Origin of the sequence: Streptomyces sp. NRRL S-350 (assembly GCF_000719705.1) — a bacterium.
In the GTDB taxonomy this organism is placed as follows: domain Bacteria; phylum Actinomycetota; class Actinomycetes; order Streptomycetales; family Streptomycetaceae; genus Kitasatospora.
The window spans coordinates 20,927-47,374 of record NZ_JOHO01000053.1 but is presented as its reverse complement, the minus strand read 5'-3'; the positions used below and the strand labels follow the sequence as shown (position 1 = coordinate 47,374).

Sequence of the window (26,448 nt, the reverse complement as noted above, 5' to 3'; positions counted from 1 at the left end):
TCGGTAGACCGCTGATAGAGGCAGGACCACCAGCGTGCTGGGAGGCTCTTCGTAACGTGGATGCCGGCGACTGGTGCCACGCCAACGAGGCCGGGACAGACGACCTCGTGAGGGATCAGCATGATCGACACCGGCGATGTGGATGTCTTCCTGGGCCTGGACGTCGGCAAGGGCGAGCACCACGGAACTGCGGTGACCCGGGCGGGCAAGCGGGTCTTCGACAAGCGGCTGCCGAATAGCGAGCCCAAGATGCGGGCCGTGCTGGACAAGCTCACCGCCAAGCACGGCACCGTGATGTTCATCGTCGACCAGCCCGCCTCCATCGGCGCTCTGCCCCTGGCGGTGGCCCGGGACGCCGGCTGCCGCGTCGCCTACCTGCCCGGCCTGACGATGCGCCGGATCGCCGACCTCTACCCCGGCGAGGCCAAGACCGACGCCCGCGACGCCTTCGTCATCGCGGATGCCGCCCGCACCATGCCGCACACCCTGCGCGGCATCGAGCTCACCGACGAGACCATCGCCGAGCTGGAGATGGTCGTCGGCTTCGACGACGACCTCGCCGGCGAGGCCACCCGCATCGCCAACCGCCTGCGCGGACTGCTCACGCAGATCCACCCGCACCTGGAACGTGTCCTGGGGCCGCGACTGGACCACCCGGCGGTGCTGGCCCTGCTGGAGCAGTTCGGCTCGCCTGCCGCCCTGCGCAAGGCCGGACGCCGTCGCCTGCTCGGCGTCGCCCGGCCCTTGGCCCCGCGCATGTTCGAGCGCCTGGTCGAGGAGATCCTCACCGCGCTCGACGAGCAGACCGTGGTAGTCCCGGGCACCGATGCGGCCGAGCTGATCGTGCCGAGCCTGGCCGGCTCCCTGCGGGCCGTCCTCGACCAGCGCAAGCTCCTGGAGAAGCGCATCCAGGAGCTGCTGGACGAGCACCCGCTCTCCAAGATCCTCACCTCCATGCCCGGCATCGGCACCAGGACCGGTGCCCGGGTCCTGATCGACGTCGGCGATGCGAGAGCGTTCCCGACCGCCGCCCACCTGGCCTCCTACGCCGGCCTCGCCCCCGCGACCCGCAGCTCCGGCTCCTCCATACGCGGCGAGCAACCCTCCCGCCGAGGCAACAAGCAGCTCAAACGGGCGTTCTTCCTGGCCGCGTTCGCCTCGCTCAGCGACCCGGCCTCCCGCGCCTACTACGACAAGAAGATCGGCCAAGGGAAGCCGCATACCCAGGCACTTCTCTGTCTGGCCAGACGCCGGGTCGACGTCCTGTTCGCGATGCTCCGCGACGGGACCTTCTACGAGTCCCGGCCAGCCGAAGCGGTCAGCTGAGCCGTGGTTCCGCCAGCAGCACCACGCGGTCGGCCTCGACATCGAACCCGAGAACGGGGTGGAGCGGATCGGACTCCGGAGTCAACGTCACCGGCTTGCCGAGCCGGCGCCCGATCGCCCGCAGCAGACGGCACAGCAGGTTGACGCCGTCCTGGCCCCGCAGTTCCCGCAGATCAACATCGAAGTCGATAGAGCTGGCCTCATACGCCCGAAAGATCACCAGAAATCCAGCGGCGGGCCAGACCCTCAACACTGCGTCGGCGCCCTCGCTGCGGGCCAGCATGTCCGCAGCTCGCGGCAGCCGAACCGCGACACCGTCCTCGGAGTACTCGCACGACCACCCCTGCGACCGCACCAGATCAAGCACCGCCTGCCAGTCCTCGACCGAGGTATCTGCGACCTGCACATCCGGCAGTGACCCCATCAGGTCAGGGTCGAAGAACTCCCTGACGTCGTCCCACAGCAGATCCGGCATCCTGCCATGCTGCCTGGCCACCCCACCCGAATGCAGCCCGATTTCCTTGACGAACCCCATAGAGGCACCCCCCGGCCCCGTGCGCGCTTTTTCTCCCTTCCCCGGAGATTCACGGCTCGCCTTCCGTGGACGGCGTCTGCACCGGAGGCTTCCCCGGCCGGCATTGACACCCCGCGGCCTCGCACCGATCCCCTTATGGGGCCGCCGAATTCACCGTTACTGTACGAATCTGTGCCGGGGTCCGCGATAGCGGAAAGTATGCGGGGCCGGACTCTTGAAGCCATGGCTGCGGAGTGTGAGACTGCAAGAAAAGAAATAACCTGCCGAGGAGGTGGGTATTGTGGCGCTGCAAGCGAGTTGGGTCCACGGGAACGCCATGGTGGTGGAGAATCCCGAGAACCTCAGCCGCAACGGACACTTCGGGTGGGGTTCCGATGTGGACATCACTCCCGGGAAGAGCAGCTGGTTCCACATCGCCGTGCCGACGCCGGTGATCGTCAACGACGTCCGGACCAACCTGGTCAGGGTCTTCGTGCTGTTCAAGACCGACGTCGGGTTCGGACGGCTCAGCCGGGTGCACGTCTGGGACGCCTCCGGAGGGCCCATCCAGCAATTCGAGGACCTCTCCGGTGAAGGCGAACACCGCACCGGGCTGGACGGTCAGAACACGTTCAACCTGGATCAGCCCCATTCCGTGGCCTTCGGTATCGGAATCTCGTTCTTCGTCGTCGCGGCGATCGGGTTCGACACGCCGATCGCCCCCTCGCGTCTGATCCTCGGAACGGCGGGTGGTGATTTCACGACCTGACCACCAGTCGGTCTGGCTGCTCTTGACATCGTGGCGAACGCTACTGGCCCTGATCACATGGCCTGACGTCACGGTGGTGAGGATGGCGGCGTCGAGGGGCCTCGCCTTTGCCCCACGGCCGGGTGGATGACCGGCGCCCGGCATCGGCTACCGGCCGGCTTTACCGGTTACCGACTACCTGCCACCTGCCACCTGCCACCTGCTACCTGCTAGCTACCGCTTCCCAGGTGCCCGAGTCCGGTACTCGGGCACCTCGACACCGTCGTGGTCGTTGTCCACGCCGTGGTGCAGAGTGGGGGCAGCGTGGCCGGGGGACGGGCCCACGCGCCCGAGGGTTCACGGAGGGGTGGGCATGGCCGCGGTCGTAGTGGTTCACGGCATCTGGAACCTCGAGCCGGATCTGACACCGGAGGAGGCGGCGACGGCGAAGGGCGTGAAGTACCGGGAGGTCCTGGAGCAGGGGCTGGCCGCGGCGCGCCTGACGCACGTTCCGGTCCCGGACGTGGTGATGGCCTACTACGCGCACCTGCTGACGAACGCGCCCCTGGAGCAGCAGGCCGGGGTGCACGAGGACCGGCTGGAGGACCTGTCGGAGGCGCAGCTCCTGGAGGCGTGGGAGTGGCTGCTCCTGATGGGGGTTCCGGAGCCGAGGGAGGCGCAGGCCGGGTGGCTCGCTCCGGTGCGGCAGGCGGTGGGATGGCTCGCGAGCGAACGCCAGGGCGGCAAGCTCACCGCGCGGACGCGCCACCTCCTGATGGACCTCATCGAACGGGTCATCGTGGCGGTCCTGCGGGACACCGATTCCTACACCTCGCGCCCCGAACGCCGACGGGCGGCGCGGGCGGTGGTGGCGGACGCCGTCCGCCGGCACCGCCCGCAGGTGCTGGTCGCGCATTCACTCGGGTCGGTGGTCGCCTGGGAGGCACTGCACGCGTATCCCGAGCTGGAGGTCGAGCTGTTCGTGACGCTCGGGTCGCCCCTGGGGCTGCCGGGGCTCGCACGGAAGCTGGAGCCTGAACCGCGGGGTGGCAAGGGCACGCGCCCGCCGGGCGTGGGGCGGTGGGTGAACATCGCGGACGCGGGCGATCCGATCGCACTGCCGCCGGAGCTCGGGGGGATGTTCCCGGTCGACAGGCACGCGGTCACCGACACCGGGGTGCTGGGCTTCCACGCGCTGAAGGGATACCTGGCCGACGGGCTCACCGCGACCGCCATGGCGCCGTACCTGTCGGACTGACGCAGCCGCAGCCGTGGTCCACGAAACCGGGAGCCCAAACCGGGGAGCCACGGACCAGGAGCCACGAAACTGGGAGCCACGAAACCGGGAGCCACGAACCGGGAGCCGCGAAAGTGTGCGCCGCGAGGCCCGGGTGCCGTGCTCGCGGCGGCAAGGAGCCGGGAGCCCGCGCTGACGGCCGACGCCGCTCGACCGTCGGCCGCGGCCTGACGGCGCCTCCCCCCGAGAGTCCCGCCGCACCGCGGACCGGGTCCCGGACGGACGCCGCCGGGCCGTCCTCCCGGTCCGGCTACCCCCGGTGTGAAGGCCCCGTCTTCGCACTGCCGTCCGCGGGGTCGAGCACGACCACGTCCCAGCCGTTGCCGACCGCGATCGTGCCGTCGGGTCGGACGGCGACGGCCTCGACCCGGGCGGATTGCGGAAGGACCGCGACAGCCTCGCAGGTCTTCAGGTCCCACACCCGGACGGTTCGGTCCCAGCCGCCGGTCACGGCGATCGGACGCCCTCCCACAGTGGCGCACGCCACCGCCCTCACGAGGCTCGTGTGACCGGTGAGCACAGCGCCCGGAGTGCCGGTGGCCAGGTCCCACACCCGGACCGTGCGGTCCTGACCGGCCGTGACGGCGACCGGGCGGCCGTCGACCCCGGTGCAGGCGACCCCGTACACCTCGTTCGGGTGCCCGGTCATGACGGCGAGCCGCTCGCCCGTCACCGGGTCGCAGATCCGCACGGCGTGGTCCCTGCTGCAGGTGACGACCACGGGCCTGCCGTCGACGAGGGTGCAGGCCAGTGCGTCCACGCCGTTCTCGTGGTCGAGGACGTCACTCACGGGCTTGCCGGTCGTCAGATCCCACACCCGTACCCAACCCGCCCGGCTGCCGCCGACGACGACCGGCGTGCCGTCGAACGTCGCGCACGCCACGGTGTCCACCGCTTCCCGGTTCGGCGTCCGCAGATCGATCCTCTGGTCTCCCGTGACCAGGTCCCACACCCGCGCGGAGCTGTCCAGGCTGCCGGTGACGGCGAGGGGCGTGCCGTCGACGACCGTGCACGCCACCGCCGTCACCCCCGCCCTGTGGCCGGACAGGACGGCCCGTTCCACCCCGGTCTCCACGTCCCGCACCCGCACCGTCTTGTCCCAACCACCGCTCAGGACAACGGGGGTGCCGCCGATCTCGGTGAACACCGCGGTGCGCACCTCGTCGGTGTGGCCGCGGAGGCCGTTCGACTCCGCGGTGGAGGACAGGTCCCACACCCGCAGGGTCGAATCCCGGCTGCCGGTGACGGCGACGGGCAGACCGTCCACGACGGCGCACGCCACACCGTCGACGGCGGCTCCGTGGCCGCCCAGGACGGCCCGCGCGGATCGGGCCTCGAGGTCCCACACCCGTACGGATCCGTCTCCGCTGCCGGTGACGGCGACGGGCCGTCGGCCGACCGTGGTGCAGGCCAGGGCCTCCACGTGGTTGGTATGGCCGCGAAGCGTGTCCGCCGGGCCGTCGGTGTCCAGGTTCCGCAGCCCCACGTCTCCGAACCAGTGGCCGGTCACGGCGAACGGCCGCCCGTCGATCTCGGTGCACGCCACCGCAGCCACGTCCGCCCCGCCCGCGTCGAGCTCCCTCACCTGACGGGTCTCCAGGTCCCACACCAGGGCGGGCGAGATCAGGGGGAAGAGGAGGGCGACGGGCCGCCCGTCGATCTCGGTGCACGTCACCGCGGCCACGTGTCCGCCGCCGGCGGCGGCCAGGATTCCGCCGGTCTGCCTTCCGGTGGCCAGGTCCCACATCCGGGCCGAGCCGTCCCAGCTCCCGGTGACCGCCACCGCGCGGCCGTCCACCACCGTGCAGGCCAGTGTCTCCACCCAGCCGGTGTGGCCGGCGAGCACGGCGGTCCGGCTCCCGGTGGCCAGGTCCCACACCCGTACCGTGTTGTCCCAGCTCCCGGTGACCGCGACGGCGCGGCCGTCCACCACCGTGCACGCCGCCGTTCCCACGATGCCGGTGTGACCCCTGAGCAGGGCCCGCTGGGTCCGCGTGGTCAGGTCCCACACCCGCACCGTGCCGTCCAGGCCTCCGCTGACCGCGACCGGCCGGCCGTCGAGGACGGTGGTCGCCACCGACTTCACCTCGGTCGGCTGCGTCAACGTCGCCTCCAGCTGCGGGCTGGTCTGCATCCCGGTCGCCCAGCGCGGCCGCCACACCAGGTCGCGGCAGAGTTCCCGGTGCAACTCCGTCGCCCGGTGACGGGCGGCGTCGAGCGCGAGCAGGAACCGACGGTCGGCGAGCGACCCGTCGCGGTGGCGGTCGGCGGAGGCGAGGTACACGGCCCGTACCAGCCGTGCCCGGCCGCTCCGCGCAGTCTTCAGCGCCGGAAGCAGGGCGTCCGGCCGGGCCCGCAGGACGAACTCGGTGTCCGCGAGGAGCCCGTCGATCCGACCGCTCTCGTCCGCGTGCGTCGGGAGGTGGCGCAGCAGGTAGGGATGGGCCAGAGCCCAGTCCGGCCTGCCGTCGGCTCCCACCGGTACGGCGTCGAGCAGGGCCCGGAGGACGACCGCCGCATCGACGGTCGGCGCGGTGTGGTCGGTGAGCGCCTGGTGGAAGTACCGGTACAGCAACCGCCCGTCCGTGTCGGCTGTCGTCCGCAGGTAGAACGAGGCCTGGGTGAGGGCGTCGCGGGTGTCCTGGAGGCTCGGCGGCAGGGCGGGGCCGTCCTCGGCGGGCGCGTGCGCGCACGCGACGGCGTGGATCAGGTCGAGCGGCATTCCCTGGCCCCGCGCGTGGCCGAGGACGGCCAGCACGGGGCGGATCCACGGGTTGGCCGCGGCCAGCGTGCCGACCTGGAGGTCGAACATCGCGGTCAGCTCGCAGGGAGGTTCGACGACCGGTTCGCCGGCGGGAGTGCCGAGCAGGTGGTCCGCGTAGAGGGCCGCGATCAGGAACGCGCCGTGATCGGCGAAGCGGGCGAGACGCTGGGCGACGGCACGTGCGGTCGCGGGCGCGTGGTGGGGGTAGAGCAGGTCGGTGAGGTACTCCTCCAGGTCGCGGCCGAGGTCCTCGCGGCTCTGGGCGTCGAGGTCGAGGAGGGTGCCGCGCCCGGCGGCGACGACGTGCCGCAGGTCGGCGAGCTGGTCCCACCACGGGCGGGTGCCGATCAGCACCCGGCAGTGCGGGGCGGGGTCGTCCGGTCCGGCGCCTGACAGCGGGAGGAGCAGTTCGCGCAGCAGGCCACCCGGGTCGGCCGCCTCGTCGAGCGCGTCGAGGATCACCACGACCGGCCCGGCGGTGCGCAGCAGGCCGAGCAGGTGCCCGGTGGTCGGTGCCTCCGGGGCTCGGCCCGCGCGCACCGGGGCCGCCCCGTCCGGGTTCCCCGTGTCGCCCCTGCCGTCCAGCTGGCGCAGCAGCGACTCCACCACCTGCCGGGTGGTCAGCTGCCGGGCGTGCACGGCGAGGACACGGGCCGCCGGAGCGGGACGGAATTCCCGGACCCGGGCGACGACGCGCCGGCGGATCGGCGCCAGCGCGGGGTGGGTGAGGCAGGCCGTGACGCCGAGCAGGGCGGACTTCCCCGATCCGGGCCCACCGGTGACCACCAACAGCCTCCCCCGTCCTCCGTCGACGTCGTCCAGCCAGGTCTCGATGGCCCGCAGCTGCTCCGCGCGCCCGCTGAAGAGACAGCTGTCGGCCCGAGTGGTGCCGACCGCCCGGGAGGCGAAGTGCAGCAGATCCAGACCGGGATCGCTGTCGACCGCGAACTGTCGCAGGGCGGCATCGGTACGGGCGAGGAACCGCCCGGCCGCGTCGGCCGCATGGCCCGGATTGCGGAAGAACGGTGGCGGTTCCAGCACGGCCTCGTCGTGCGGAGTACGGACCACGGTCTGCCCGCCGCCGTCCGGGCTCGAACGGCGCAGCTCGCGGTCGATCTCCGCAGCCAGCGTGTCCACGGGGACGTGCCCCAGCGCGGGCGACAGGTCCAGCCAGCCCCTCGCGAGCCGGTCCAGGACCGCCGCGGCGGCATCGCTGAACCGGGCACCGTAGGCGGCCTCGTCCGCCGCGCAGGCGGCGATGACCCAGGTCTTGCGCCGCGCCCCGGACAGCCGCAGGGCGGCCTGCGACGCCAGGGCCTGCCCTCCCCCGCAGACGTCGAGCAGGAACAGCGCCGGCCCGGAGCGCGGGGAGTGCTCGACCCGGCGGATCAGCTCGGCGCTGCTGAGGGCGGTGGCGGGCAGGTCACCCGGGTCGCTGCCCCGCACCGCGAGGTACAGGTCGTCACCGACGACCGCGCCGTGGCCGCAGAAGTGCACGACGACCGGCAGCGCGTCCGACCGGACCCGGTCGAGAGCCGATCGCGCGGTCTCGACGTCGGGATCCAGCAGCGGCTCACCGGTCGGCACGCCGGCCCGGGTCAGTGCGCGCGCGACCCGCCGCACGGCGCCGGCGACGCTCGGCAGCGGGCCGAACGGGACCGTTCCGGCCGCCCGGTCCTCCTCGGAGACCACCCGTCCGGGGAACCCGCCCGCGCCCACCACCAGCGATCGAACCGACACCTGCCGTCCTCCCCAGCGACACCACGCACGCCGGAGCCGAACGGTGCGGCGCACGTGGGATGACGATGCATCAGGAGCAAAAGGTAGGGTGCGGTGGTCGCCGCCGGCAGGGCCTTCGCGAAATAGCCGCCCCGGATGTACGCACCGGACGGGCCGGGCGCGCGGCGGGTTCGTGGCCCGGGCCCGGACGGGCCGGGCGCGCGGCGGGTTCGTGGCCCGGGCCCGGTCGGGCCGGGTCGGGCCGGGCCGCGGCGGACTCGCGGTCGCGACCGTTCTTCTGGCCCTGCCCCTGCCGTCCGCCCTCACCGTCTACGCGGCACGAGTCCGGTGTCGAAGGCGATGATCGCCAGGTGGACGCGGTCCCGGGCCTCGAGCTTGGCGAACAGGCGCGCGACATGGGTCTTCGCGGTGGCCGCGCTGATCACCAGCCGCTCGGCTATCTCGGTGTTCGACAGCCCCTGTCCGACCAGTGCCAGCACCTCGCGCTCCCGGTCGGTGATCCCCGCGATGGGACTCGAGTCCGCGGCGGGCCCGTCGTCCGGTTCGGGGGCCGCGGGGCCGGACGTTCCGGCGAAGTCCGCGATCAGCCGTCGGGTCACGCTCGGCGCGATCAGCGCGTCACCCGCGGCCACCACGCGGATCGCGTCCAGGATCGCGTCCAGCGCCATGCTCTTGAGCAGGAATCCGCTGGCGCCGGCGCGCAGTGCGCCGTAGACGTACTCGTCGTCGTCGAAGGTCGTCAGCACCAGCACCTTGGGCGGGTCCGGTTCGGCGGTCGCCTGCCGGGTCGCCTCGATCCCGTCCATGCCCGGCATCCGGATGTCCATGACCACGACGTCCGGCCGCAGTTCCCGTACCAGGCGCACCGCCTCGCGGCCGTCGGCGGCCTCGCCGACCACCTCCAGGTCGTCGGTGTTGCCGATCAGGATCCCGAGCCCGACGAGCATCAGCGGCTGGTCGTCGACAAGCAGCACCCGCACGCTCATATCGGGAGCCTCGCCGTCACCCGGAAGCCGCCCTCCGGGCGTCGGCCCGCGCTGAACTGGCCGGACAGCAGGGTCACCCGCTCGCGCATGCCGAGCAGGCCGAAGCCGCTCCCGCCGGCCCCCGCCGCGAACCTCGGGCGGCCCGGCCCGCCGAGACCGTCGTCCCCGTCGTCCACCACCTCGATCCTCACTCCTGTCGACTCGTAACCGACCGCGACCCGGCACGTCCGCGCCCCGGAGTGCCGCACCACGTTCGTCACCGACTCCTGGATGATCCGGAACGCCGACAGCTCGATCTCCGGTGGCAGCGGGCGCCGCTCGCCCCGCCAGGTCACGTGGACCCGCACCCCGGCGCCGGCCGTGCGTTCGGCGAGCTGCGGGACGTCGGCCAGGCTGCCGGCCGGCGCCAGGGGAGCGGCCTGCGGCATGGCGTCGTCCGGCTCGGCGCGGCGGAGCGCCCCGAGCATGCGCTGCAGCTCCAGCAGTGTCTCCCGGCTGGTGGTCTCGATGCCGGTCAGCGCCTGCCGCGTCTGCTCGGGCCTGGTCTCCACGACCCGCGCCGCCGCTCCCGACAGGACCGTGATGATCCCGATGCTGTGCGCGACGCTGTCGTGCAGCTCGCGGGCGATCCGCAGCCGCTCGGCCATGACGACGCGGGCCGCGGTCTGTTGCTGCAGGGCGTCGAGGTATTCGCGGCGTTTGCGGTACACCCCGCCGAAGATCCACGCGACCGCGAACCACAACGCGAACTGCCCGGCCCACTGGGCCGCGTCGCCGACGGTCTGCCCGCGGCCGTGGAGGTCGTTGAAGAACGCGGCCGGGACGGCCGCGACGGAGCCGACGGCGGCAGCCTTGGGCCGCCGGACGGCGAGGTACCCGGCCAAGCCGACGAGCAGGACGAACACGATCGAGGGCCGCGCGCCGAAGGCGTCGCCGAGGACCGATTCGCCCAGGACCGTCGCGAAGACCGCCGCCGGCAGACGGCGCACCAGCAGAACCGGCAGGGCGAGCACGACGCAGAGACCGAGCATCTGGAAGGGCGCCAGGTCGGGGAACCGGAACAGGCCGTCGTAGTGCGCCCAGTCCGTGGGCAGCATCGTCAGGGCGAGAGTCAGCGCGTACAGGCAGGCGGTGGCCAGCACCACGGCCTGGGACATCAGCCAGGTCACGCGCTTGGACGTCGAGAGCCGCTGGAGGAGCTGTTCCATGCGGTGATCGTATTCAGTGGCGTCGGCTCCGCGCGTCGCCCCGGGGATGTACGCCGGATACGCCCCCGGCCCGACGGCCCGGGAGGAGGTGACATCCGCCGGCCGACGCGGTGGACCGTGGTCCGTTCCTAGGTTCGTGGTCATGACGAATGCGACGCATGCACCGATGATCGATCTTCGCGACGCGACGAAGAAGTACGACGACGGCCCGCCCGCACTGGCCGGCGTCACCTTGTCCGTGGCGGCCGGCGAGTGCGTGGCGATCCTCGGCCATTCCGGCAGTGGCAAGTCCACGCTGCTGAACCTGATCGCGGGTCTGGACAAGCCTTCCAGCGGCACCGTGACCGTCGACGGCACCCGCGTCGACCAGCTCGGCGAGGCCGGTTCGGCGAAGTACCGCCGGGCCTCCATCGGCATGGTCTTCCAGTTCTTCAACCTGCTGGACGACCTGACCGTGCTGGACAACGTCATGGTTCCGGCGCAGCTGGCCGGGATGGGCAAGGGCGAGGCGAAGCGGCGGGCCGTCGAGCTGCTCGAGTCGCTGGGCGTCGACCGGCACACCAAGGCCTACCCGCAGCGGCTGTCCGGCGGGGAACGGCAGCGGGTGGCGGTGGCCAGGGCCCTGATGAACGAGCCGGCGCTGCTGCTGGCCGACGAGCCGACCGGCGCTCTGGACTCGAGCTCGGCCGCGGACGTGCGCGAGCTGCTGCTGGAGCTGAACAGCGACGGCCAGACCATCCTGCTGGTCACCCACGACGTGCAGCTGGCCGCGAGCACCGCGCGCCGCACGATCGAGTTGGTGGACGGCGCGATCGAACGGGACGTCATCAACGACGGCAGCGGGGCCGGCCCGGCCGCCCGCACACCGCTGACCCGTCCGGCGGGAGGGGTCCGATGACGCTGCGCAAGCCGCCGATGCCCTGGCGCGTCGTCCAGGTCGGTTCCCGGGCCGTGGCCCGCCTGCTGCCGGCGGTGGGCCGGTGAGTGCCCTGGGCAAGGTCGTCCGTTCCGGCGTGGGCCGCCGCCGGGTCCAGTCCGTCGTCCTGGCTCTGACGACGTTCGCCGCGGTGACGTCGTCAGTACTCTCCCTCGGTCTGCTGACTGTCGTACAGGCCCCGTTCGAGCACGCCTTCCGGGCTCGGAACGGGGCGCACCTGGCGGTCCAGTTCGACGGTTCGAAGGTCACGGCCGCGCAGGCCGCCGCCACCGCGCACACCGCCGGCGTCACCGAGGCGGCCGGACCGTACCCGGTCTCCGCCGCCCTGGACACGACGATCGGCACCGACTGCCCCGGGAAGGACCGGGCCGGGCACGACAACGGTCCGATCACCGTCACCACCCGGCCCGACCCGGGCAGCACCTCCGGGATGGACCAGCTGGCGCTGACCCAGGGGCGCTGGCCGACCGGCCCGGGCGAGATCGCCCTGCCGTGGCAGCGCTACGCCACCGACTGCTTTGGCGACTCGGTGGTGTTCTCCTCCCTGCCGGGCAAGCCGTCGTTCAAGGTCGTCGGCTTCGCGAACTCGGTGACCGACAGCGCGACCGCCTTCGCCACCGCCGACGGCTTCGCGCGGCTCACCGCCGCCGGTGCCCCGTCCGACCTCCAGATGCTCTACCGGTTCGCCGAAGCCGGGACCGACGCCGACGTCGCCGCCGACAAGCAGGCGGTGGCCGCCGCCGCACCGGCCGGCTCGGTCGAGGCCGGACAGTCGTACCTGACCGCGGAGCGACAAGTAACGGGGAACGCCAAGACGTACGTGCCGTTCCTGATCGCCTTCGGCATCCTCGGGCTGCTCATGTCGGTGCTGATCATCTCGATCGTGGTCAGCGGGGCGGTGGCCGCGGGAACCCGGCGCATCGGGATCCTGAAGTCGCTGGGCTTCACCCCTTCGCAGGTGGCCCGCGCCTACACCGCGCAGGCCATGGTCCCGGCGACACTCGGCCTGGTGCTCGGCACGGTTTCCGGCAACCTCCTGGCCGTGCCGATCCTGGACGGCGCCTCCAAGCAGCTCGGCGCGGCCAGTGCGACCAGTGCCACGATCCCGTTGTGGGTCAGCGCCGTGGTGCCGCTGGGCGCCCTGCTGATCGTCGGCATCACGGCTTCGATCCCGGCCCTGCGGGCCGGCCGGATGCCCACCGTGCAGGCGCTGCTGGTCGGCCGTGTCCCCAAGGCCGGCGGCGGTCGGACGGCGCAGCGCCTGGCCTCGCGGCTGCCGCTGCCCAGGGCCGTCTCGCTGGGACTGGCCCAACCGTTCGCCCGGCCCGCCCGGGCCGTACTCGTCGGTGCGGCGGTGCTGTTCGGCGTGGTGAGTGCCACGTTCGCGGTCGGGCTGGAGTCCGGGTTCAACAGGTACCTGGACACCAGCACCTCGGGCTTCAACGTCGCGTCGAAGTTCGTGATGCCCACAGCCGACGTGGGCGTGCCCTGGGATCTCTACGGCCCCAACGACCCGCGCAACCCGCACCTGGACGCCGCCGAGGTGGCCGCCGCGCTCGCCGGGATCCCGGGCACGAAGGCCGCGTTCGGCTGGGGCGACAGCGGCGCGACCATGGTCGGCGCCCCGCCCGGCGGCGAACCGCCGAGGGTGTTCACCGTCACCGGCGACTTCTCCTGGACACACATGGAACTGCTGTCCGGCCGCTGGTACTCGGCGCCCGGCGAGGCCGTGGTCGGCGACAAGCTGGCCTCGGCGGTGGGGATCCACGTCGGTGACGACGTCACCGTGGTCCAGCAGAACAAGCAACTGTCGCTGAAGGTCGTCGGCATCAACTTCGACACCAACCAGGGCGACTACACGGTCATGACGGATGCGGCCACCTTCACCGCCGCCGGTCTGACCCCGCACATCGACCTGTTCAACGTCGAGCTGGCCGACCACGTCGACGGATCGAACTGGTCCACCTCGGCCGCCGCCGCGCTGACCCCGCTGAACGCCTCGGTCCAGCCGAACTCCGGCGGGGGCAAGAACATCATCATGATCACCATGGGCGCCCTGGTGGCCACACTCACGCTGATGCTGATCGCGGTCGCCGCCCTCGGGGTGCTGAGCACGGTGGTGCAGGACACCCGGGAGCGCGTCCATGACCTGGGGATCCTCAAGGCCCTCGGGATGACGCCCAAACAGACCGTCGCGATGGTCATGACCTCGGTGTCCCTCACCGGCCTGATCGCCGGACTGATCGGGGTCCCGCTCGGGGTCGCGGTGGAGAAGGCGACACTGACCCCGATGGGGACCGCGATCGGCCGGCACCTGCCGCCGAGCGTCTCCCACGTCTACACCGCCGGGCTGCTCATCCCCCTGCTGGCCGGCGGGATCGTGATCGCCCTGCTCGGCGCCCTGCTGCCCGCCGGCTGGGCGGCCCGGTCCCGGACCGCCACGGCGCTGCGGACCGAGTAGGACCGAACAGGAGCGAGCAGGACCCAGCAGGACCGTACGGAGCCGCTGGTCGCCGCGGCACGAGCGGTGCCGAGACACTGCACGGCGCGGCAAGAACGCCAATGCCGACCTCCCCGGTTGCCGCCTCGGGAGGTCGGCATTCCGGCGTTTCCCCTCACCACAGAGCGTGAGAGGCACCCAGCATGGCGGGCAGCGTCCCCGACCCGTGCATGGAACCGCGAGACGGAGCCGTTGTCGCGGTTACAGAGGACCTGAAATCCCAGACGTACGCCGTCTGACCCCGCGCGTGCGGGGAGGACGTGTGGATGGGCCGTCATCGGCTGACCCCTGCGGGCGGGAGGGGGACAATGCCGAGAAAGCAGCGCTACCGCCGGGACGGTGGTCGCGAACGGCATAGTTGCCAGGACCCTGAAGGCGGCTGCAAGCCGCAACCCCGCCATCCGGGTTTACGGAAGACAGACGAGGATGCCGCCCCGGCATGCCACCTTGAATGAACCATTGGTCGCGATCTCGTCCGCGACGATCCCGCTCGCCCTGCTGACAGTCTCGTGGAACGGGACACCGCATTGGTCGGCCCATGCCTCGTAGGAGGCAAGGTGGGCGATGATCGGCGCGGGGTCGGTGATCTCGATGGTGCCGGGCAGTTCCCGGACCCGGATGTCCGTAAATTCTGCCCTGAGGTAATCGCGGGCCTTCTCCAAGGAGAAGCGGGAACTGAGGGAGATCCGTGTCGGCCCTTCGGGAATCCCTAGGATGTCTCCGGCGGCCCTGGCCCAGAGCTGGTCCAGTTCCTGCTTGTCGGTGTCGCTGTTGGTTGACGCGATGAGCACGCCACCAGGCCGGAGGATTCGGGCCAGTTCTTTGATCGTGGCCGCGATGTCGCCGACGTGGTACAGCATGTGCAGGGCCAGCACGGCGTCGACGCTGTTGTCGGCGAAGGGCGGGGCCTGGGCGTCGGCCACCAGGACCGGCTTCTCGACGTCGGCGAGGATGCCCGCCGAGATGTCCATCCCGACGACCTGAAGGTCCGGACGGTCCTTGTGCAGGCGGCTGACGAACTTGCCGTTGCCGCAGCCGACGTCGAGGACGATCCCGCTTGTGCTGGCCAGCTCTTCGACGACGATCCCGGGCAGATCGTACTGCGGCTGCTGCCACCGGTAAATCGACTGGCGGGCGGCCAGGTGGCGTCCGTCAGCGTAGGCGGTGTTCACGAGGATCGCCTTGTCGGCGACAGCGGCGTTCTGCGGTGCGGTGTTGCTCGTCACTGTGGCAGCTCCGGAGGGTTCGTGAGTGCGGGCCGAGAGCAGGCTTCTCTGACATTCTCACGGAGACTCAGGACGATCGGGGAGCCTGCGAAAGCGGGTTCGGCGAGACGAGTGCTCAGCGCCCGAAGGCGGCTGGAGATACTCGCTGTTCGCCGATCCGGGGCGGCGCCCAGCACCACCGAGAGCTTCTCCTGCACGCCGTCGAGGTCGCCGTGGGCGAGGTGGGCGTTGGCGAGGTCAAGGCGGGCGGCCAGCAGGTCGCCGGAGGACTGCTCCTGCTGCGGTGCTGACTCATAAAGGCCGATAGCCCTGGAGGACGCCTCGATGGCGTGGTTCACGTGGCGTTGGCTGCCCAGGGTAAGGAGAGCGGTGCCGGCGTAGGTCCACTGCTTGGCCTCGGGAAACGTGAATACGCCGGGAAGATCCACGGCGGCTACCGCGCTCCGCGCCGCCGCGGCAGCTTCTACAGCCCGGAGCGCGCTCACACGGTCGCCGAGTGCGGCAGTGGCCCGTGCTTCGAGGCTGAGCAGGCGGACTGCGATCGTGCCGCCGTCCGCGTACGGCAGTCCTGCTCTGGCCCGTTCGGCAGCCTGGTGGTGGTCCTGCTGCCAGTAGGCGATCAGGGACTGGACGGATCGGATCCAGGCCCGGAGACCATTGTGGCCGGCTGACTCCGCGCAACGCCACGCCGTTCGCGAATGCGTAGCCGCAGCTGTGTACTGGCCGAGGTCGAGGGCGACATGGGTGGCCAGGCCGCAGAGACGCCCGGCCTGCAGGTAGAGATGGCCTGTCTGGTACGGGCGTTGGCGGCCTCGGAGCAAGTCGAACACTCCTCGCCGCAGGGTTCCGATGTCGTGGAAGAGCTCGGACACCGGCTTGCTCACGTAGTCCGCTGCCAGCCTCGCAATGTCCGCGTCGACCTGTTCGAGCAGCGTGTCGTCCACGTTGGACGCGCTCGCGAAGCGAAGGAAGAGCGCGGACTCTGCCGAGTCGGCTGCCACGGCCAGGACGAGATCGTTGTCGCGGTCCGTGTGCCGGGCAGGTACAGGATGCGAGGCTTCGCCAACGCTGCTGGGCGGTAGAACTGCTTCGGCGGCTGCAGGGGGCGCTGCCAGCAGGTCGGCTAACTGGTCGACCGAGAGTTCCAGGACACGGGCGAGCTTCGGCCGCATCCAGGGCTGCGGGGCACCCCTGCCGCTCTCCCATCGCCCCACGGTCGTACGGTCCACATCGAGGGCTTCAGCCAGGGATTCCTGGGTGTGGCCGACCGCCTCCCTGCGCTGGATCAGCCGGGACCTCCTGGATGCCATCCCGCGTCCTCCAGAGGTACGTCAGTTCGTCTGCAGCCGTAACAGGCCAGGTCATGCCCGGGTTTGCGACACGGATGCCTCATTGCCACCTCAATTCTGCTCTGGTTCAACCGCGTTGGAGGCGGTTCTGTAGATACCTGCCGGGTGAATCCCGGCGCGAATCGGCCCGCTGCCGACCTCGTCCCGGTGAAAGGACCGCGCTCATGTCCGTCGCCACCCGCCAAGCCATCACCCCCGCCCCGTTCGGCTTTCGCGTGCTGCCCAGTGCCGAGGCCGTGCCGAACGCCCGGCGGCGGGTGATACAGGTCGTGCGCGGCTGGAGCCTGCCGCTCGCGGAGGACGCGCTCCGCGATGTCGAGTTGCTGTCCAGCGAGCTGATCACCAACGCCGTGTCTCACACCCACGCCCCATGCGTCGTATGCGTGTCCTGGGACGGTGACCGGCTGCGCGTCGAGGTGACGGACGCCGGCCACGAACTGCCGGCTGCCTGCGGGATCGATCTCGACGCCACCGACGGGCGAGGGCTGTTCCTGGTGGCAGCGCTCGCGACGAACTGGGGCGCCGAGCCGGACCCCGCCGGCAAGCGGATCTGGTTCGAGGTCGGCACCACCGCCGCCGTCTCGGGCGACGAGCGACTCACCACGCTGGTGAGGGCCGCGGTCCCGAAGGCACGGGACGTCCTCCCGACCAGTGCCTGAAAAGACTTCCTCCCGCTCCGACGCGGGCTTGGGGGGATTCAGGTGGCCGCGCTGGTCAACAGCCGCGCGGCACAAGCACCTGAGGTTCCTTGCCAGCGGCTTGCCCCGGCAACGGATCCATCGCTGCACCCACGACGGGGCTGGGCAGTCAGCCCGTCCCATGAAACCGAAGGAGTGCTTCATGCCCGAGAACCTGACGACCGGCACCGAGCTGGAGGGCGACGGCCTGCTGGTCGCCCGTACGAAGGTCGCCGCGGCCCGCTCGCGTGGCGAGCAGCCGTCGGACGGCGGCTCCACCGGCCGGACCGACACCAACGACTGACGGACCATCACAATGACTACCGAGCACTTCTCGGTGGTTGAGCGTCTGGGCGGGGATGACTTCCTCGCCCAGACGCTCGGCCGCAGCTTCAAGGTCGCACGCGGCGAAGCCGCGTCGCTCGCCGGGCTGATGCGCTGGGATGACCTCAACGCCATCCTGACCCACCACCGGTTGGAACCCCCTCGCTTCCGCCTCGCCGCCAACGGGGAGCAGGTGCCCGCGCACACCTACTCCCGGCCGATCACCACCCGGCGGAGCACCGTCTGGCAACAGCTCCAGCCCTCCGAACTGCACAAGCGCCTCGCCGAGGGTGCGACGCTGGTCCTGGACGCCGTCGACGAACTCCACCCCAGCATCGGCGCTCTGGCCGGCCAGCTGGAGCGCTGGCTGCGGACCGGCGTGCAGGTCAACCTGTATGCCTCCTGGACCGGCACCGAGGGCTTCGGTGTCCACTGGGACGATCACGACGTGGTCGTCGTCCAGCTGGACGGTGCGAAGCGCTGGCGCATCTACGGCCCCACCCGCACGGTGCCGATGCACCGCGACGTCGAGACACCGGAACCACCGCCCGGAAAGCCCGTTGTCGATCTGGTCCTCACCGCCGGCGATGTGCTCTATCTGCCCCGAGGCTGGTGGCACGCCGTCGCCGCCTCCGAGGGCAAACACTCGCTGCACGTCACGTGTGGACTGCAGAGCACAACCGGCGCCGATCTGATCACCTGGCTGTCGGAGATGCTGCGCGCCCACGAGATCATCCGAGCGGACATCCCACGCTTCGGGACCGCCGAGGAACAGCGCGCCTTCCTCGCCATGATCGGCAAGCTCCTCGCGGCCGAGCTGGAGAGCGACGACCTGATCGCCCGCTTCTCCTCCGCTCGCGACGCCACCGAGCGAGCCCGGCTCGCGCCGTCGCTGCCCCACATCACGGCAGCCCCACCGGATGCCGACCTGGAGGTACGCCTGGTCACCACCCGGCCCGCGCTCTCGGCCGCGTCCGACGGCACCGTCCGGCTGACCGCGGGCGGCGAGGAGTGGACGTTCGCCAGCAAGGCTGAACCGATGCTCGCGCTCCTCGCCGACGGGGAACCCCACCGGCTGGCCGATCTCGCGCTGGCCGCAGGCATCACCCTCGACCAGGCGGCCGGTGCCTTGACCGAGCTGGTAGACGGCCAGGCCGCCGCAATAGGAGGCCTTCGGTGACCGCTCGGCTGGGTCTCGGCACCTACCGCTGCCTCGATGTGGCCAAGGACGCGCTGATGGCCGCCTCCCGAGGCGCAGACTGGGTGGACACAGCGCCCAACTACGCAGGCGGCCGGGCGGAGACGTCGCTCGGCGCGATTCTGGCTGCATACCCGGATCTGTGCGTCTCCACCAAGGTGGGCTTCGTGCCAGCTGGCGCCGGGTACATCGGTGTGCGAGCCGGGGCTCTGTCCGCAGCGGATGCCGAGCGCGGACACTGTCTCGCCCCGGGCTACATCGCCTGGCAGCTCGCGCGCAGCAGGCTCATGCTCGACCGGGTACCTGACCTGGTGTTCGTGCACAACCCGAGCACGCTTGCCCGGACGGCGGGATCACCGGCCGGCTCTACAACGCCTTCCTGGCTCTGGAGGAGGCGTGCAGCCAACAGATTATCAGCGCCTATGGAGTGGCGACCTGGCGCGGCTTCAGCAGCGGTCTCTTCGACGTACCCGCGCTGCTTGAACTCGCGGCCAAGGCGGGCGGGCCGAATCATCACCTGTGGGCCATCCAGCTCCCGGTCTCCCTCGTCCACCTCGCGCCCGTCGCCCAGGCTCTCGACGGCCGCGGCCCATTGGTCGACGCCCTGGGCGCGGGACTGGAGGTGTTCGCCTCCGCCCCGCTCCACGGCGGCGAGATCCCCGGCATGGTGACCCCGGAACTGTCCGAGCTGATCACTCCTGGCAAGACCCCTGCCGCGACCGCCCTCGCCGTCGTTGCGTCGGCCCCAGGGGTGAAACGCGTGCTCCTGTCGACGGGAAGCCCGGAACACTGGATCCGGGCCAGCGAAGCCGTCGGCCAACCGCCGTTGTCTCCGGACGTACTCCGAAGGGTCGTTGATGTACTCGGAACCTGAGCCGGACATCGCCAGACGGATGCGCAAAATGCACGCCACAGCAGCAGCAGCGCTCGACGCGACGCCGATCGGCTCCCACGAGGTATGGGGCTGGCGCGGGCGTACCCTCAGCCGCCCGGTTGAGACAGCATCTGGCAAGCGCTGGCTCCGCCTGGCTTCCGCCCTGGCCGACAAGGCCGGCGGCAAGCTCTGGGAGGGACCGCAGGAGGCAGAACAGCTCATTCCTCCTGTGGTGCCAAGGCCGCGCCTGCGGGAGCGGCGTACCTGGACCGAGGGCGAGCATGGCTACCTGGCGGAGCTGTACGACAAGATCACCGCCTCCACCATCACTACCCACGAGCCGATCCTCCGGGAAGCACCTGACCTGGACGACGCCTGGTGGGACTCGCTCAGCACCGCCCTCGACGCCATTGCCACCGTTCCCAGCGCCCGGGTGGCGGTCCGGCAGGAATACCTGGATCGCGCCATGCCCCAATACCTGGGCATCCCGATCGATACGGAGGTGCCCGCCTGGACGACGGCCCATGGTGACCTGCACTGGGCCAACCTCACAAGTCCGGCCCTAACGGTGCTCGACTGGGAAGGTTGGGGCGTCGCGCCTGCCGGGTACGACGCGGCGCTGTTGTACTCGTACAGCCTCCTCGTGCCAGGCACCGCCGCCCAGGTCCGTCGCCGGCTCGAGCACATCCTCGACACGCCAGCCGGGCAGTTCGCCGAACTGGTCGTCATCACTGAACTGCTGCAGACCACTACTCGGGGCGACAACCTCGACCTTGAGGAGCACCTGCGTAGGCGACTCTTCGCGCTCACCTGATGACCGGCCCTCACCCCCCTGGTCGAGGGCGGAGGGGTCGCAAAGGTCAGCCTCCACAGTTGCTCACCGGGGTCCTCCGCATATCCTCGGCGGAGGCGCCATTCGGACCGGTGCGGATGCTGGCGGTCGACCGGTCGAGGCCGTCGAACTCGGTCTCCCCACAGCGCCGCTTCCGGGGCGGGATCGCCGTTCGCAGTCTGGGACAAGATCAGCGTCTCCGGTGGCCCCACTGGACGGACCGCGTCCGTGCTGTCCTCCGGAGCCGGCGGCACCGTCAACGTGTTCGCCCGGCCCACCAACGGGCACATCGCCTAGTTCGGGCAGAGCGGCCCGACCACCGGATTCAGCACCGTCTCCTACCTCGGCGACTCGAGCATGATCTTCGCCGGTGACCCCGCGTCATGCTCTCCGACAACGGAGCCGTGATCGTCACCACCACGACGCCACCGGCACCACCTGGGCCATCGACCAGCCCGCAGCAGGAGCGGATTTCCTCGCCTGGTACCAGATCTATCCATCCACCAGAGCGAGAAGGCCGGCGCCGCGGGGTACGGATACCGGCCATCGTCGCGGCTTTCTCGGACTCGCGCAGCACGACCTCGGCGACCGCAGCCGCAGTGATGCGCACTTCCCCCTCGGAGCGGTCGCGGCCGGCGAGGGAGAGGCTGACGACCTGACCGCATGGCGCCTCACCATGCAGAGCATCGTCGAGTACACCGCAGGCCGCCGCGACACCGCGACGGCTCTTCTCCGGCAGGCCACAGTCCACGCTGAGAGCGCGGCGCCCCGGCGACGGGCTTGGGCCGCCGCCAACCTGGCCCACGCGTTGACCGCCGGCGGCGACCGGGCCGGGGCCCTGGCCTTGCTTGACCAGTCCGCCTGCGACCTCGACCGTGCAAACGCTCCTGGAGCGGGGCCGGTGGCGGGGTTGGACTTCCTCGCACCGTGGGCAGCTGAGCGGCCCGTGCGAGAGCTCGCCACGCACGTGAGAGAGTCGAGGGCGCAGTCAGTCCGCGCGTGAGGAGGCCGGCATGGAGTGGGAGACGTTCGGACGGCGACAGGTCTATGGCAGCCCCTGGGTGGAGGTGTGGCTGGACGACGTGGACGTGCCCGGTATCGGCCGGATCGATCACCACGTCGTCCGCTACCCGCGGGCGTCGACTATCGCCGTCGTCACCGACGAGCGCGACCGCTTCCTCCTCCTCTACCGACACCGGTTCATCACCGGCCGCTGGGGTTGGGAGGTACCCGCCGGGTGGGCCGAGCCCGGTGAGGACCCGGCAGCGGCGATCGCCCGGGAGGTCGAGGAGGAAACCGGGTGGCGCCCCGGCCGGGTCGAGCTGCTGACCGAATACGACGCCATGGCGGGGATCAGCGACGCCCACTTCCGCTCGTATCACGTCACCGGCTGTACGCGAGTAGGCGAGCCGGAGGACATTTCCGAGGCGAGCAGGATCGAGTGGCTGACAGAGGCCGAGGTGGTCGAGCTGCTGACCAGTGGCGAGGTCGCGGATGGCCCGTCGCATGCGGCGCTCAGCTACTACTTGGGTCCGCACCGGCTGGCTCAACAAGCGTGACCGGCGGCTGCCCCCGCGGGTGCGGGGAGGAGGCGGTGTCCGCCCACTGGTAGAGCGCACCGCCCGGCTGACCCCCGCCTGTACGGGGAGGAGGAGACTCCCTGACCTCCGACGCATTGGCGGCTCTGCCGTTCCTCGGCTGATCGGATGTCGGCATCGGAGGTCTGCCAGTGCGTCGCTGTCGGCGGCGTGGTTGGGCTGTTGAGAAGTCGAGGAGCACCTGACATGGTGCCACCCGCCCTCACAGCGCCAGCGGCCTGCCCGACCGAGGCAAGGAGAAGACCGACCGAGGCGAGGAGAAGAGCGAGCCGTCTCGCCCGTTGGCCCGCCAGTGCCTCAGGGGGCTGGGTGTCCCGCCGCACCCGAGAGGTGCGGCGGGACACGGCCGACGAGTCAGGCGTTGGTCGTCAGCAGACGGTTCGCCAGGGCGTCGGCGAGGCGGTAGGCCTCGTCGGCTGAGAGGGTGCGGCAGATGGCGTCTGCCAGTTCCTCGACGTTGTGCCAGTCGACGGTGCCGAGTTCCACCTGCGGGGTGGCGGCTGCGGGCTTCTCGCGTTGCTCCGGCATCGGGAGCGGCTCGGAATTTTCCGCGGAAAACCGGTCGGGGCTCGACGTGGGCTCAGCGTTCGCGAGCGGAGCCTGTGGGGCAGGTTCCGGCCGGGCCGCTGGGGGAACCACGGGCTCCGCCACCAACGGCGTGACTTCCGCGGCCGGCTGGGTGGCCGGCTGGGTGGCCGGCTGGGTGGCCGGCTGGGCAGCCGGCGCCGGCGTAACCGGCGCGAGGGCGACCGGTGGCTGCGGAGCCGGTGCGGCGGGGCCAGCGACGGCAGGGGCAGCGGCGGCAGGGGCCTCCTTGGCCGCGGCCTTCGCCTCCAGCCTCGCCGCCCGCTTGGCCGCGACCGCGTCGGCGTCGGCCTGGAGCAGCAGCTCCAGTTCCGCCGTCTGCTCGGCGAGGGACATCTCCTCGATGCCCCGCACCGATCCCAGGCGCCGCGCGACGTTGATGGAGACACCTTCCTCGCCGCGCGCCTTGGCCCTCACCTGCCGCTGCAGCTCCGGGTGGAGCTTGAGCAGGTTCTTGCGGTGCGAGATCCAGCTCTGGGACCAGCCCTCCGCCTCGGCGGCCTCCTTGGCGGTCGGGTACTGCGCCACGATGAGCAGGACCGCGTTGGCCTCCTCGATCGGGTCGAAGTCCTTGCGCGCCATGTTCTCGTCGAGCGCCGCCCGCAGCAGGGTCGCCTTGGACTCCGCCACCGTGTCGTCGACGACGACGAGCAGTTGCTCCCGCCCGTACAGCTGCGCCGCGGCGCGGCGGCGGTTGCCGTTGACGATGACCACGTCCTGCGGACCCGCGCCGAGCGTCTGCCGGTCCTCAGGCCACAGCCGCAGGTAGGCCTCCGGGGTGACGGCGAGGCAGCTCTGCAGCTGGCGGTCCTTGATGCTCGCCAGGTCGGAGAGGTCGCCCAGCTCGTCGCGGGGGTTGCGCGGGTTCGGCAGGCAGTTGGCGGTGGGGACCCACCGCGCCGGTGTGTCGCCGGCGCGGCTGCCGACACCCGGGACGTCGACACCCGGGGCGTCGACGACCGGGTCGGCGGCCATCGAGGCGAAGGAGACGCGACGGCCCGCCATCAGCGGCCTCCGTAGCCGAGCTCGAGGGACAGACGGAAGAAGTCCTCGCGGGCCCGGTAGGCGGTGCCGCTCTCCTTGTACTGGGTGACGACGGTGCCCTCGGCCACCGCCCGCGAGTGGATCTTGTACCGACGCAGGACGGTCTTGGCGCGCGGCCAGCCCCTTGCGGCGATGTACGCCTCGGTGTCCTCGAGGTCGGCGCGACCGTCGCGCGGATCCCAGTTGTTGACGACGATCCGGAAGGGGATGTCCATCGGCTCGATGACCTTCTGGATCGTCCGCGCCGTCGGGTCGAAGCACAGCGGCTCGGTGATCATCGGGACCAGGACGTCGTCCGCGATCTCCAGTGCGCTGCGCAGGATCTCCTCGTCCGCCAGGGTGCCGGGCGTGTCGATGAAGATGTGTTCGTACTCGTCCTTCTCGCCGAGGACGTCGAACGTGCATGCCGCGAGGTTGACCGTCGTGGTGGTCTTGCCCACGCCGCCCTTCTGGTTGGCGATGACGTGGATCTTCGCGCCGGTCTTCTTCAGGTGGATCAGCTGATCGGCCTGCTCGTGCGCCGCCATGAAGTCGAAGGGCAGGTTGTCCCCCACCCGTTCCGCCCAGACGACGGCGGACCCCTGAGGGTCGGTGGACACGACAAGCACAGATGGCTTCATGATGTTCCGTTCTCTCCGTGGGCTTCCCGGGCGGTGTTGCCCGGTACTGCGGATGCCCGCCGTTCAAAGCCGACGACGGCGGACCGGGACAGTGTCCCAGATGATCAGATACGGGCTTCACGCGACCCGCCTGTCATCGAGCACAATGATCGGATCCGATCCCGCGCCGAGAGGTTCACGCCGCCGCGAAGTGGTCCTGATCGTTTCTCTGCAGGTATGGCGGCGCCCATGTGGCGGAGGGGGGAACATGCGCGAAAGGCGGTTTGCTGGAACATCCGGATCGAAGGGCGTGGGGCTGCGACTCCTTCCATTGTTGCGGTCCGTTCCGCGCATGACGGGCTCGGTGCAGGTGCCGCTGCTTCGGTGACGGCGGGTGGGACGGTGTCCCACATCCTCGTGACGGCCCAGCAGTTCGGACGCGCGCTGCCATCACGGACTCACTGCAGCAGTCGATAAGCTCGGCGGGTGGTTTCGTTCTGGCAGGATCGACGCACCGCCGATGCCGCTTTCGCCGCGGCTTGTGCCGCGCTCGGTCACGGCCCCGACGAGCGCCATGAGGAAGCGCACGGGACGGCGTTCTGGTGGACCGCCAGCCTTCCCGCGTGGCCTCACGGGGTGATCGGGTTCTGGCGGCACGGCCACGACTGGCGGATCATCCCCTTGGATCACGATGGGAACCCCGTCCGTGACGGCACCGAACCACTCCCCTGGGCAGCCGAGCTGCCGCCGGACGAGGCTGCCCGGCGGGTTGCGGAACTGCTCGGTGAAGGCCCCCGCCTGGCGTGAGGCGGCGACCGGCGTGCCTGGCCCGGGGATGAACTCCGGGGCGGGCTGATCCACCGGGCCCGCGAGCATGTGGACAGAGCCCGTGGTCTGCGCACGGTCCCGGGCGGCGACGTTCCGGGGTCGGCGGCCCCGATCCGCCGTGAACCGGTCAGGGCCGGGGCGGGGCGGGGCGGGGAGCCATTGTCGGGTGTGGGTGTCAGGGGAGGCGGGGGGCGGCCAGGAGGTCGGTGGCGCGCCGTGTCTGCTGGTACCGGACGTGTTGTCCGGCGCGGGTGCGGGTGACCAGTCCGGTCCGGTGCAGGATGCCGAGGTGGTAGGAGACCGTGCTGGTGGCGAGGAAGTGGCGCTCGCTCAGTTCGGCGGTGGTGCGGGGGGTGTGCAGGTCGGACAGGAGGCGTGCCCGGGTTGCCCCGAGCAGGGCGTGGACCGTCGGCCTGGGGCGGGTCTGCGGTCCGGGTCGGCAGGGGTAGGCGAACATGGGCTGCCGGTCGGCGGGCCCCGGTACCGAGTCGATGACCATGCGCAGGTCCGTGGTGAACGCCGAGGGAGTAAGGATCAGGCCGGTGTTGCCGGAGATCCGGCCGCGGAGGCGGCTGACCAGCGTCAGTCGGTCGTCGTTCCAGAGCATCCTGGGGTGCAGGGTGGCCAGCATGCCGGACAGTCCGTGGCGGGCGCTGGTCTGCGCGCGGTGGGTGATGTCCTCCTCCATGCGGGTGCGCAGGGCCGTCCACTGCGGGGCGAGGGCCGTATCCCACAGCCGGTGCAGCTCCGCCGCCATCCGTTCGGCGAAGTCCCGCTCGCCCCGCTCCAGTGCGTCGCGCAGGACCACGGGAACCACCCGGCCCGCCAATCGCTCCTCGCCGACCCCCTGCGCCATGACCTGCAGCTCCCAGCGCAGACGGGCGCAGTCCGTGGTGGCGACCGCGTGCAGTTCCTCCTGCAGTCCGTTCTCCGGGGCCTGCGGCTGCGGTGTCAGGAAGTCCGGCACGTAGTCCCACGAACCGCCGAACAGCGAGCCCAGCAGCACGAGTTTCCGGTCACGGACGGTCTCCCGGACCCTGCCCCGCCAACCGCCGCCGCCCGGCCGCCCGTCGTCACGCAGGAGGCGGAGCGCGCCGATCGCGGTGCTGAGCGGCGAGATCGCGAACCGGGTGTTCGCGAGTACGGCGCGGTCCATGTCGAGGTGGAGCACGGCACCCCCCGAGGTCGGCTGCCGGCCGCCCGAGCGGCCGGTGTCATGAGTGTTCGATCTGATCGAACCACTCGAGGGGCAGGCCCGTCATCCGGTTCCCTCGAGTCGGGAAACGGGCCTCGC

The 26,448-nt window shown here is 71.1% G+C and carries 21 protein-coding genes and 1 pseudogene; 13 read left to right on the top strand and 9 right to left on the bottom strand.

The window, feature by feature from the left end; translation table 11 throughout:
- Nucleotides 1-120 precede the first annotated feature (120 nt).
- On the top strand, nucleotides 121-1,326 hold the full coding sequence (locus tag IF30_RS0131880; protein ID WP_030244948.1) for an IS110 family transposase: 1,206 nt from the start codon (nucleotides 121-123) through the stop codon (nucleotides 1,324-1,326).
- Here the strand turns inward: IF30_RS0131880 and IF30_RS0131875 are convergent.
- Entirely contained in the window at nucleotides 1,319-1,801 is a 483-nt protein-coding gene (locus IF30_RS0131875) for a hypothetical protein (RefSeq protein ID WP_030244947.1), read from the bottom strand. The genes IF30_RS0131880 and IF30_RS0131875 overlap by 8 nt on opposite strands.
- Before the next feature lie 340 nt (nucleotides 1,802-2,141).
- Between IF30_RS0131875 and IF30_RS0131870 the strand changes: the two genes are divergently transcribed.
- Nucleotides 2,142-2,609, top strand: coding sequence for a DUF6623 family protein (locus IF30_RS0131870; RefSeq protein WP_030244945.1), 468 nt, complete (start codon nucleotides 2,142-2,144; stop codon nucleotides 2,607-2,609).
- A gap of 352 nt (nucleotides 2,610-2,961) precedes the next feature.
- Nucleotides 2,962-3,846: a hypothetical protein gene (locus IF30_RS0131865; protein WP_030244943.1), complete on the top strand. Its 885-nt coding sequence runs from the start codon at nucleotides 2,962-2,964 to the stop codon at nucleotides 3,844-3,846.
- 289 nt (nucleotides 3,847-4,135) lie between these two features.
- On the opposite strand, the gene IF30_RS0131860 is transcribed toward IF30_RS0131865, so the two are convergent.
- From IF30_RS0131860 to IF30_RS0131850, 3 genes are all read right to left on the bottom strand, one after another.
- On the bottom strand, nucleotides 4,136-8,389 hold the full coding sequence (locus IF30_RS0131860; protein ID WP_158835625.1) for a WD40 repeat domain-containing protein: 4,254 nt from the start codon (nucleotides 8,387-8,389) through the stop codon (nucleotides 4,136-4,138).
- A gap of 302 nt (nucleotides 8,390-8,691) precedes the next feature.
- Nucleotides 8,692-9,375 (bottom strand): response regulator, encoded by a 684-nt coding sequence (locus IF30_RS0131855; protein WP_030244939.1) that lies wholly within the window; start codon nucleotides 9,373-9,375, stop codon nucleotides 8,692-8,694.
- Nucleotides 9,372-10,583 carry a sensor histidine kinase gene (locus IF30_RS0131850; protein WP_199807966.1) on the bottom strand — a complete coding sequence of 404 codons (1,212 nt, stop codon included), beginning with the start codon at nucleotides 10,581-10,583 and terminating at the stop codon, nucleotides 9,372-9,374. The genes IF30_RS0131855 and IF30_RS0131850 overlap by 4 nt, the downstream gene beginning before the upstream one ends.
- A 142-nt stretch (nucleotides 10,584-10,725) precedes the next feature.
- On the opposite strand from IF30_RS0131850, the gene IF30_RS0131845 reads away from it, so the two are divergent.
- Both IF30_RS0131845 and IF30_RS0131835 read left to right on the top strand, forming a co-directional pair.
- Entirely contained in the window at nucleotides 10,726-11,481 is a 756-nt protein-coding gene (locus tag IF30_RS0131845; RefSeq protein WP_199807965.1) for an ABC transporter ATP-binding protein, read from the top strand.
- A gap of 82 nt (nucleotides 11,482-11,563) precedes the next feature.
- The gene (locus tag IF30_RS0131835) at nucleotides 11,564-13,981 is read left to right on the top strand and encodes an ABC transporter permease (RefSeq protein ID WP_030244933.1); all 2,418 of its coding nucleotides are present in this window, start codon (nucleotides 11,564-11,566) and stop codon (nucleotides 13,979-13,981) included.
- Nucleotides 13,982-14,427: 446 nt separating this feature from the next.
- On the opposite strand, the gene IF30_RS0131830 is transcribed toward IF30_RS0131835, so the two are convergent.
- Nucleotides 14,428-15,246, bottom strand: a complete 819-nt coding sequence (locus IF30_RS0131830; protein WP_030244931.1) for a class I SAM-dependent methyltransferase — start codon at nucleotides 15,244-15,246, stop codon at nucleotides 14,428-14,430.
- On the bottom strand, nucleotides 15,243-16,556 hold the full coding sequence (locus IF30_RS42280; protein ID WP_051711671.1) for a helix-turn-helix transcriptional regulator: 1,314 nt from the start codon (nucleotides 16,554-16,556) through the stop codon (nucleotides 15,243-15,245). The genes IF30_RS0131830 and IF30_RS42280 overlap by 4 nt, the downstream gene beginning before the upstream one ends.
- Before the next feature lie 203 nt (nucleotides 16,557-16,759).
- On the opposite strand from IF30_RS42280, the gene IF30_RS0131820 reads away from it, so the two are divergent.
- The 7 genes and pseudogenes from IF30_RS0131820 (at nucleotide 16,760) to IF30_RS0131790 (ending at nucleotide 22,059) form a co-directional block, all read left to right on the top strand.
- A complete protein-coding gene (locus IF30_RS0131820) occupies nucleotides 16,760-17,254 on the top strand; it encodes an ATP-binding protein (RefSeq protein WP_051711670.1) in 495 nt (164 codons plus the stop codon).
- A 181-nt stretch (nucleotides 17,255-17,435) separates the two neighbouring features.
- Nucleotides 17,436-17,576 carry a hypothetical protein gene (locus IF30_RS48820; protein ID WP_199807964.1) on the top strand — a complete coding sequence of 47 codons (141 nt, stop codon included), beginning with the start codon at nucleotides 17,436-17,438 and terminating at the stop codon, nucleotides 17,574-17,576.
- Between the two features lie 12 nt (nucleotides 17,577-17,588).
- Nucleotides 17,589-18,776 carry a JmjC domain-containing protein gene (locus IF30_RS0131810; protein WP_030244925.1) on the top strand — a complete coding sequence of 396 codons (1,188 nt, stop codon included), beginning with the start codon at nucleotides 17,589-17,591 and terminating at the stop codon, nucleotides 18,774-18,776.
- A 56-nt stretch (nucleotides 18,777-18,832) separates the two neighbouring features.
- A pseudogene (locus tag IF30_RS49815) lies at nucleotides 18,833-19,066 on the top strand (aldo/keto reductase); the annotation flags it as partial.
- A 155-nt stretch (nucleotides 19,067-19,221) separates the two neighbouring features.
- Entirely contained in the window at nucleotides 19,222-19,668 is a 447-nt protein-coding gene (locus IF30_RS49810) for a hypothetical protein (protein ID WP_234322928.1), read from the top strand.
- A complete protein-coding gene (locus tag IF30_RS0131800) occupies nucleotides 19,652-20,482 on the top strand; it encodes a hypothetical protein (RefSeq protein ID WP_030244924.1) in 831 nt (276 codons plus the stop codon). Before IF30_RS49810 ends, IF30_RS0131800 begins: the two co-directional genes overlap by 17 nt.
- Before the next feature lie 1,031 nt (nucleotides 20,483-21,513).
- On the top strand, nucleotides 21,514-22,059 hold the full coding sequence (locus tag IF30_RS0131790; RefSeq protein ID WP_037901792.1) for an NUDIX hydrolase: 546 nt from the start codon (nucleotides 21,514-21,516) through the stop codon (nucleotides 22,057-22,059).
- Nucleotides 22,060-22,452: 393 nt separating this feature from the next.
- Here the strand turns inward: IF30_RS0131790 and IF30_RS44095 are convergent, their stop codons facing one another.
- Both IF30_RS44095 and IF30_RS0131780 read right to left on the bottom strand, forming a co-directional pair.
- Entirely contained in the window at nucleotides 22,453-23,688 is a 1,236-nt protein-coding gene (locus tag IF30_RS44095) for a ParB/RepB/Spo0J family partition protein (RefSeq protein WP_051711669.1), read from the bottom strand.
- Nucleotides 23,688-24,326, bottom strand: coding sequence for a ParA family protein (locus tag IF30_RS0131780; RefSeq protein WP_051711668.1), 639 nt, complete (start codon nucleotides 24,324-24,326; stop codon nucleotides 23,688-23,690). The genes IF30_RS44095 and IF30_RS0131780 overlap by 1 nt, the downstream gene beginning before the upstream one ends.
- Before the next feature lie 486 nt (nucleotides 24,327-24,812).
- On the opposite strand from IF30_RS0131780, the gene IF30_RS0131775 reads away from it, so the two are divergent.
- Nucleotides 24,813-25,133 (top strand): hypothetical protein, encoded by a 321-nt coding sequence (locus tag IF30_RS0131775; RefSeq protein ID WP_030244915.1) that lies wholly within the window; start codon nucleotides 24,813-24,815, stop codon nucleotides 25,131-25,133.
- Nucleotides 25,134-25,329: 196 nt separating this feature from the next.
- Here the strand turns inward: IF30_RS0131775 and IF30_RS0131770 are convergent, their stop codons facing one another.
- Nucleotides 25,330-26,325 (bottom strand): ArsR/SmtB family transcription factor, encoded by a 996-nt coding sequence (locus IF30_RS0131770; protein ID WP_030244914.1) that lies wholly within the window; start codon nucleotides 26,323-26,325, stop codon nucleotides 25,330-25,332.
- Nucleotides 26,326-26,448 lie beyond the last annotated feature (123 nt).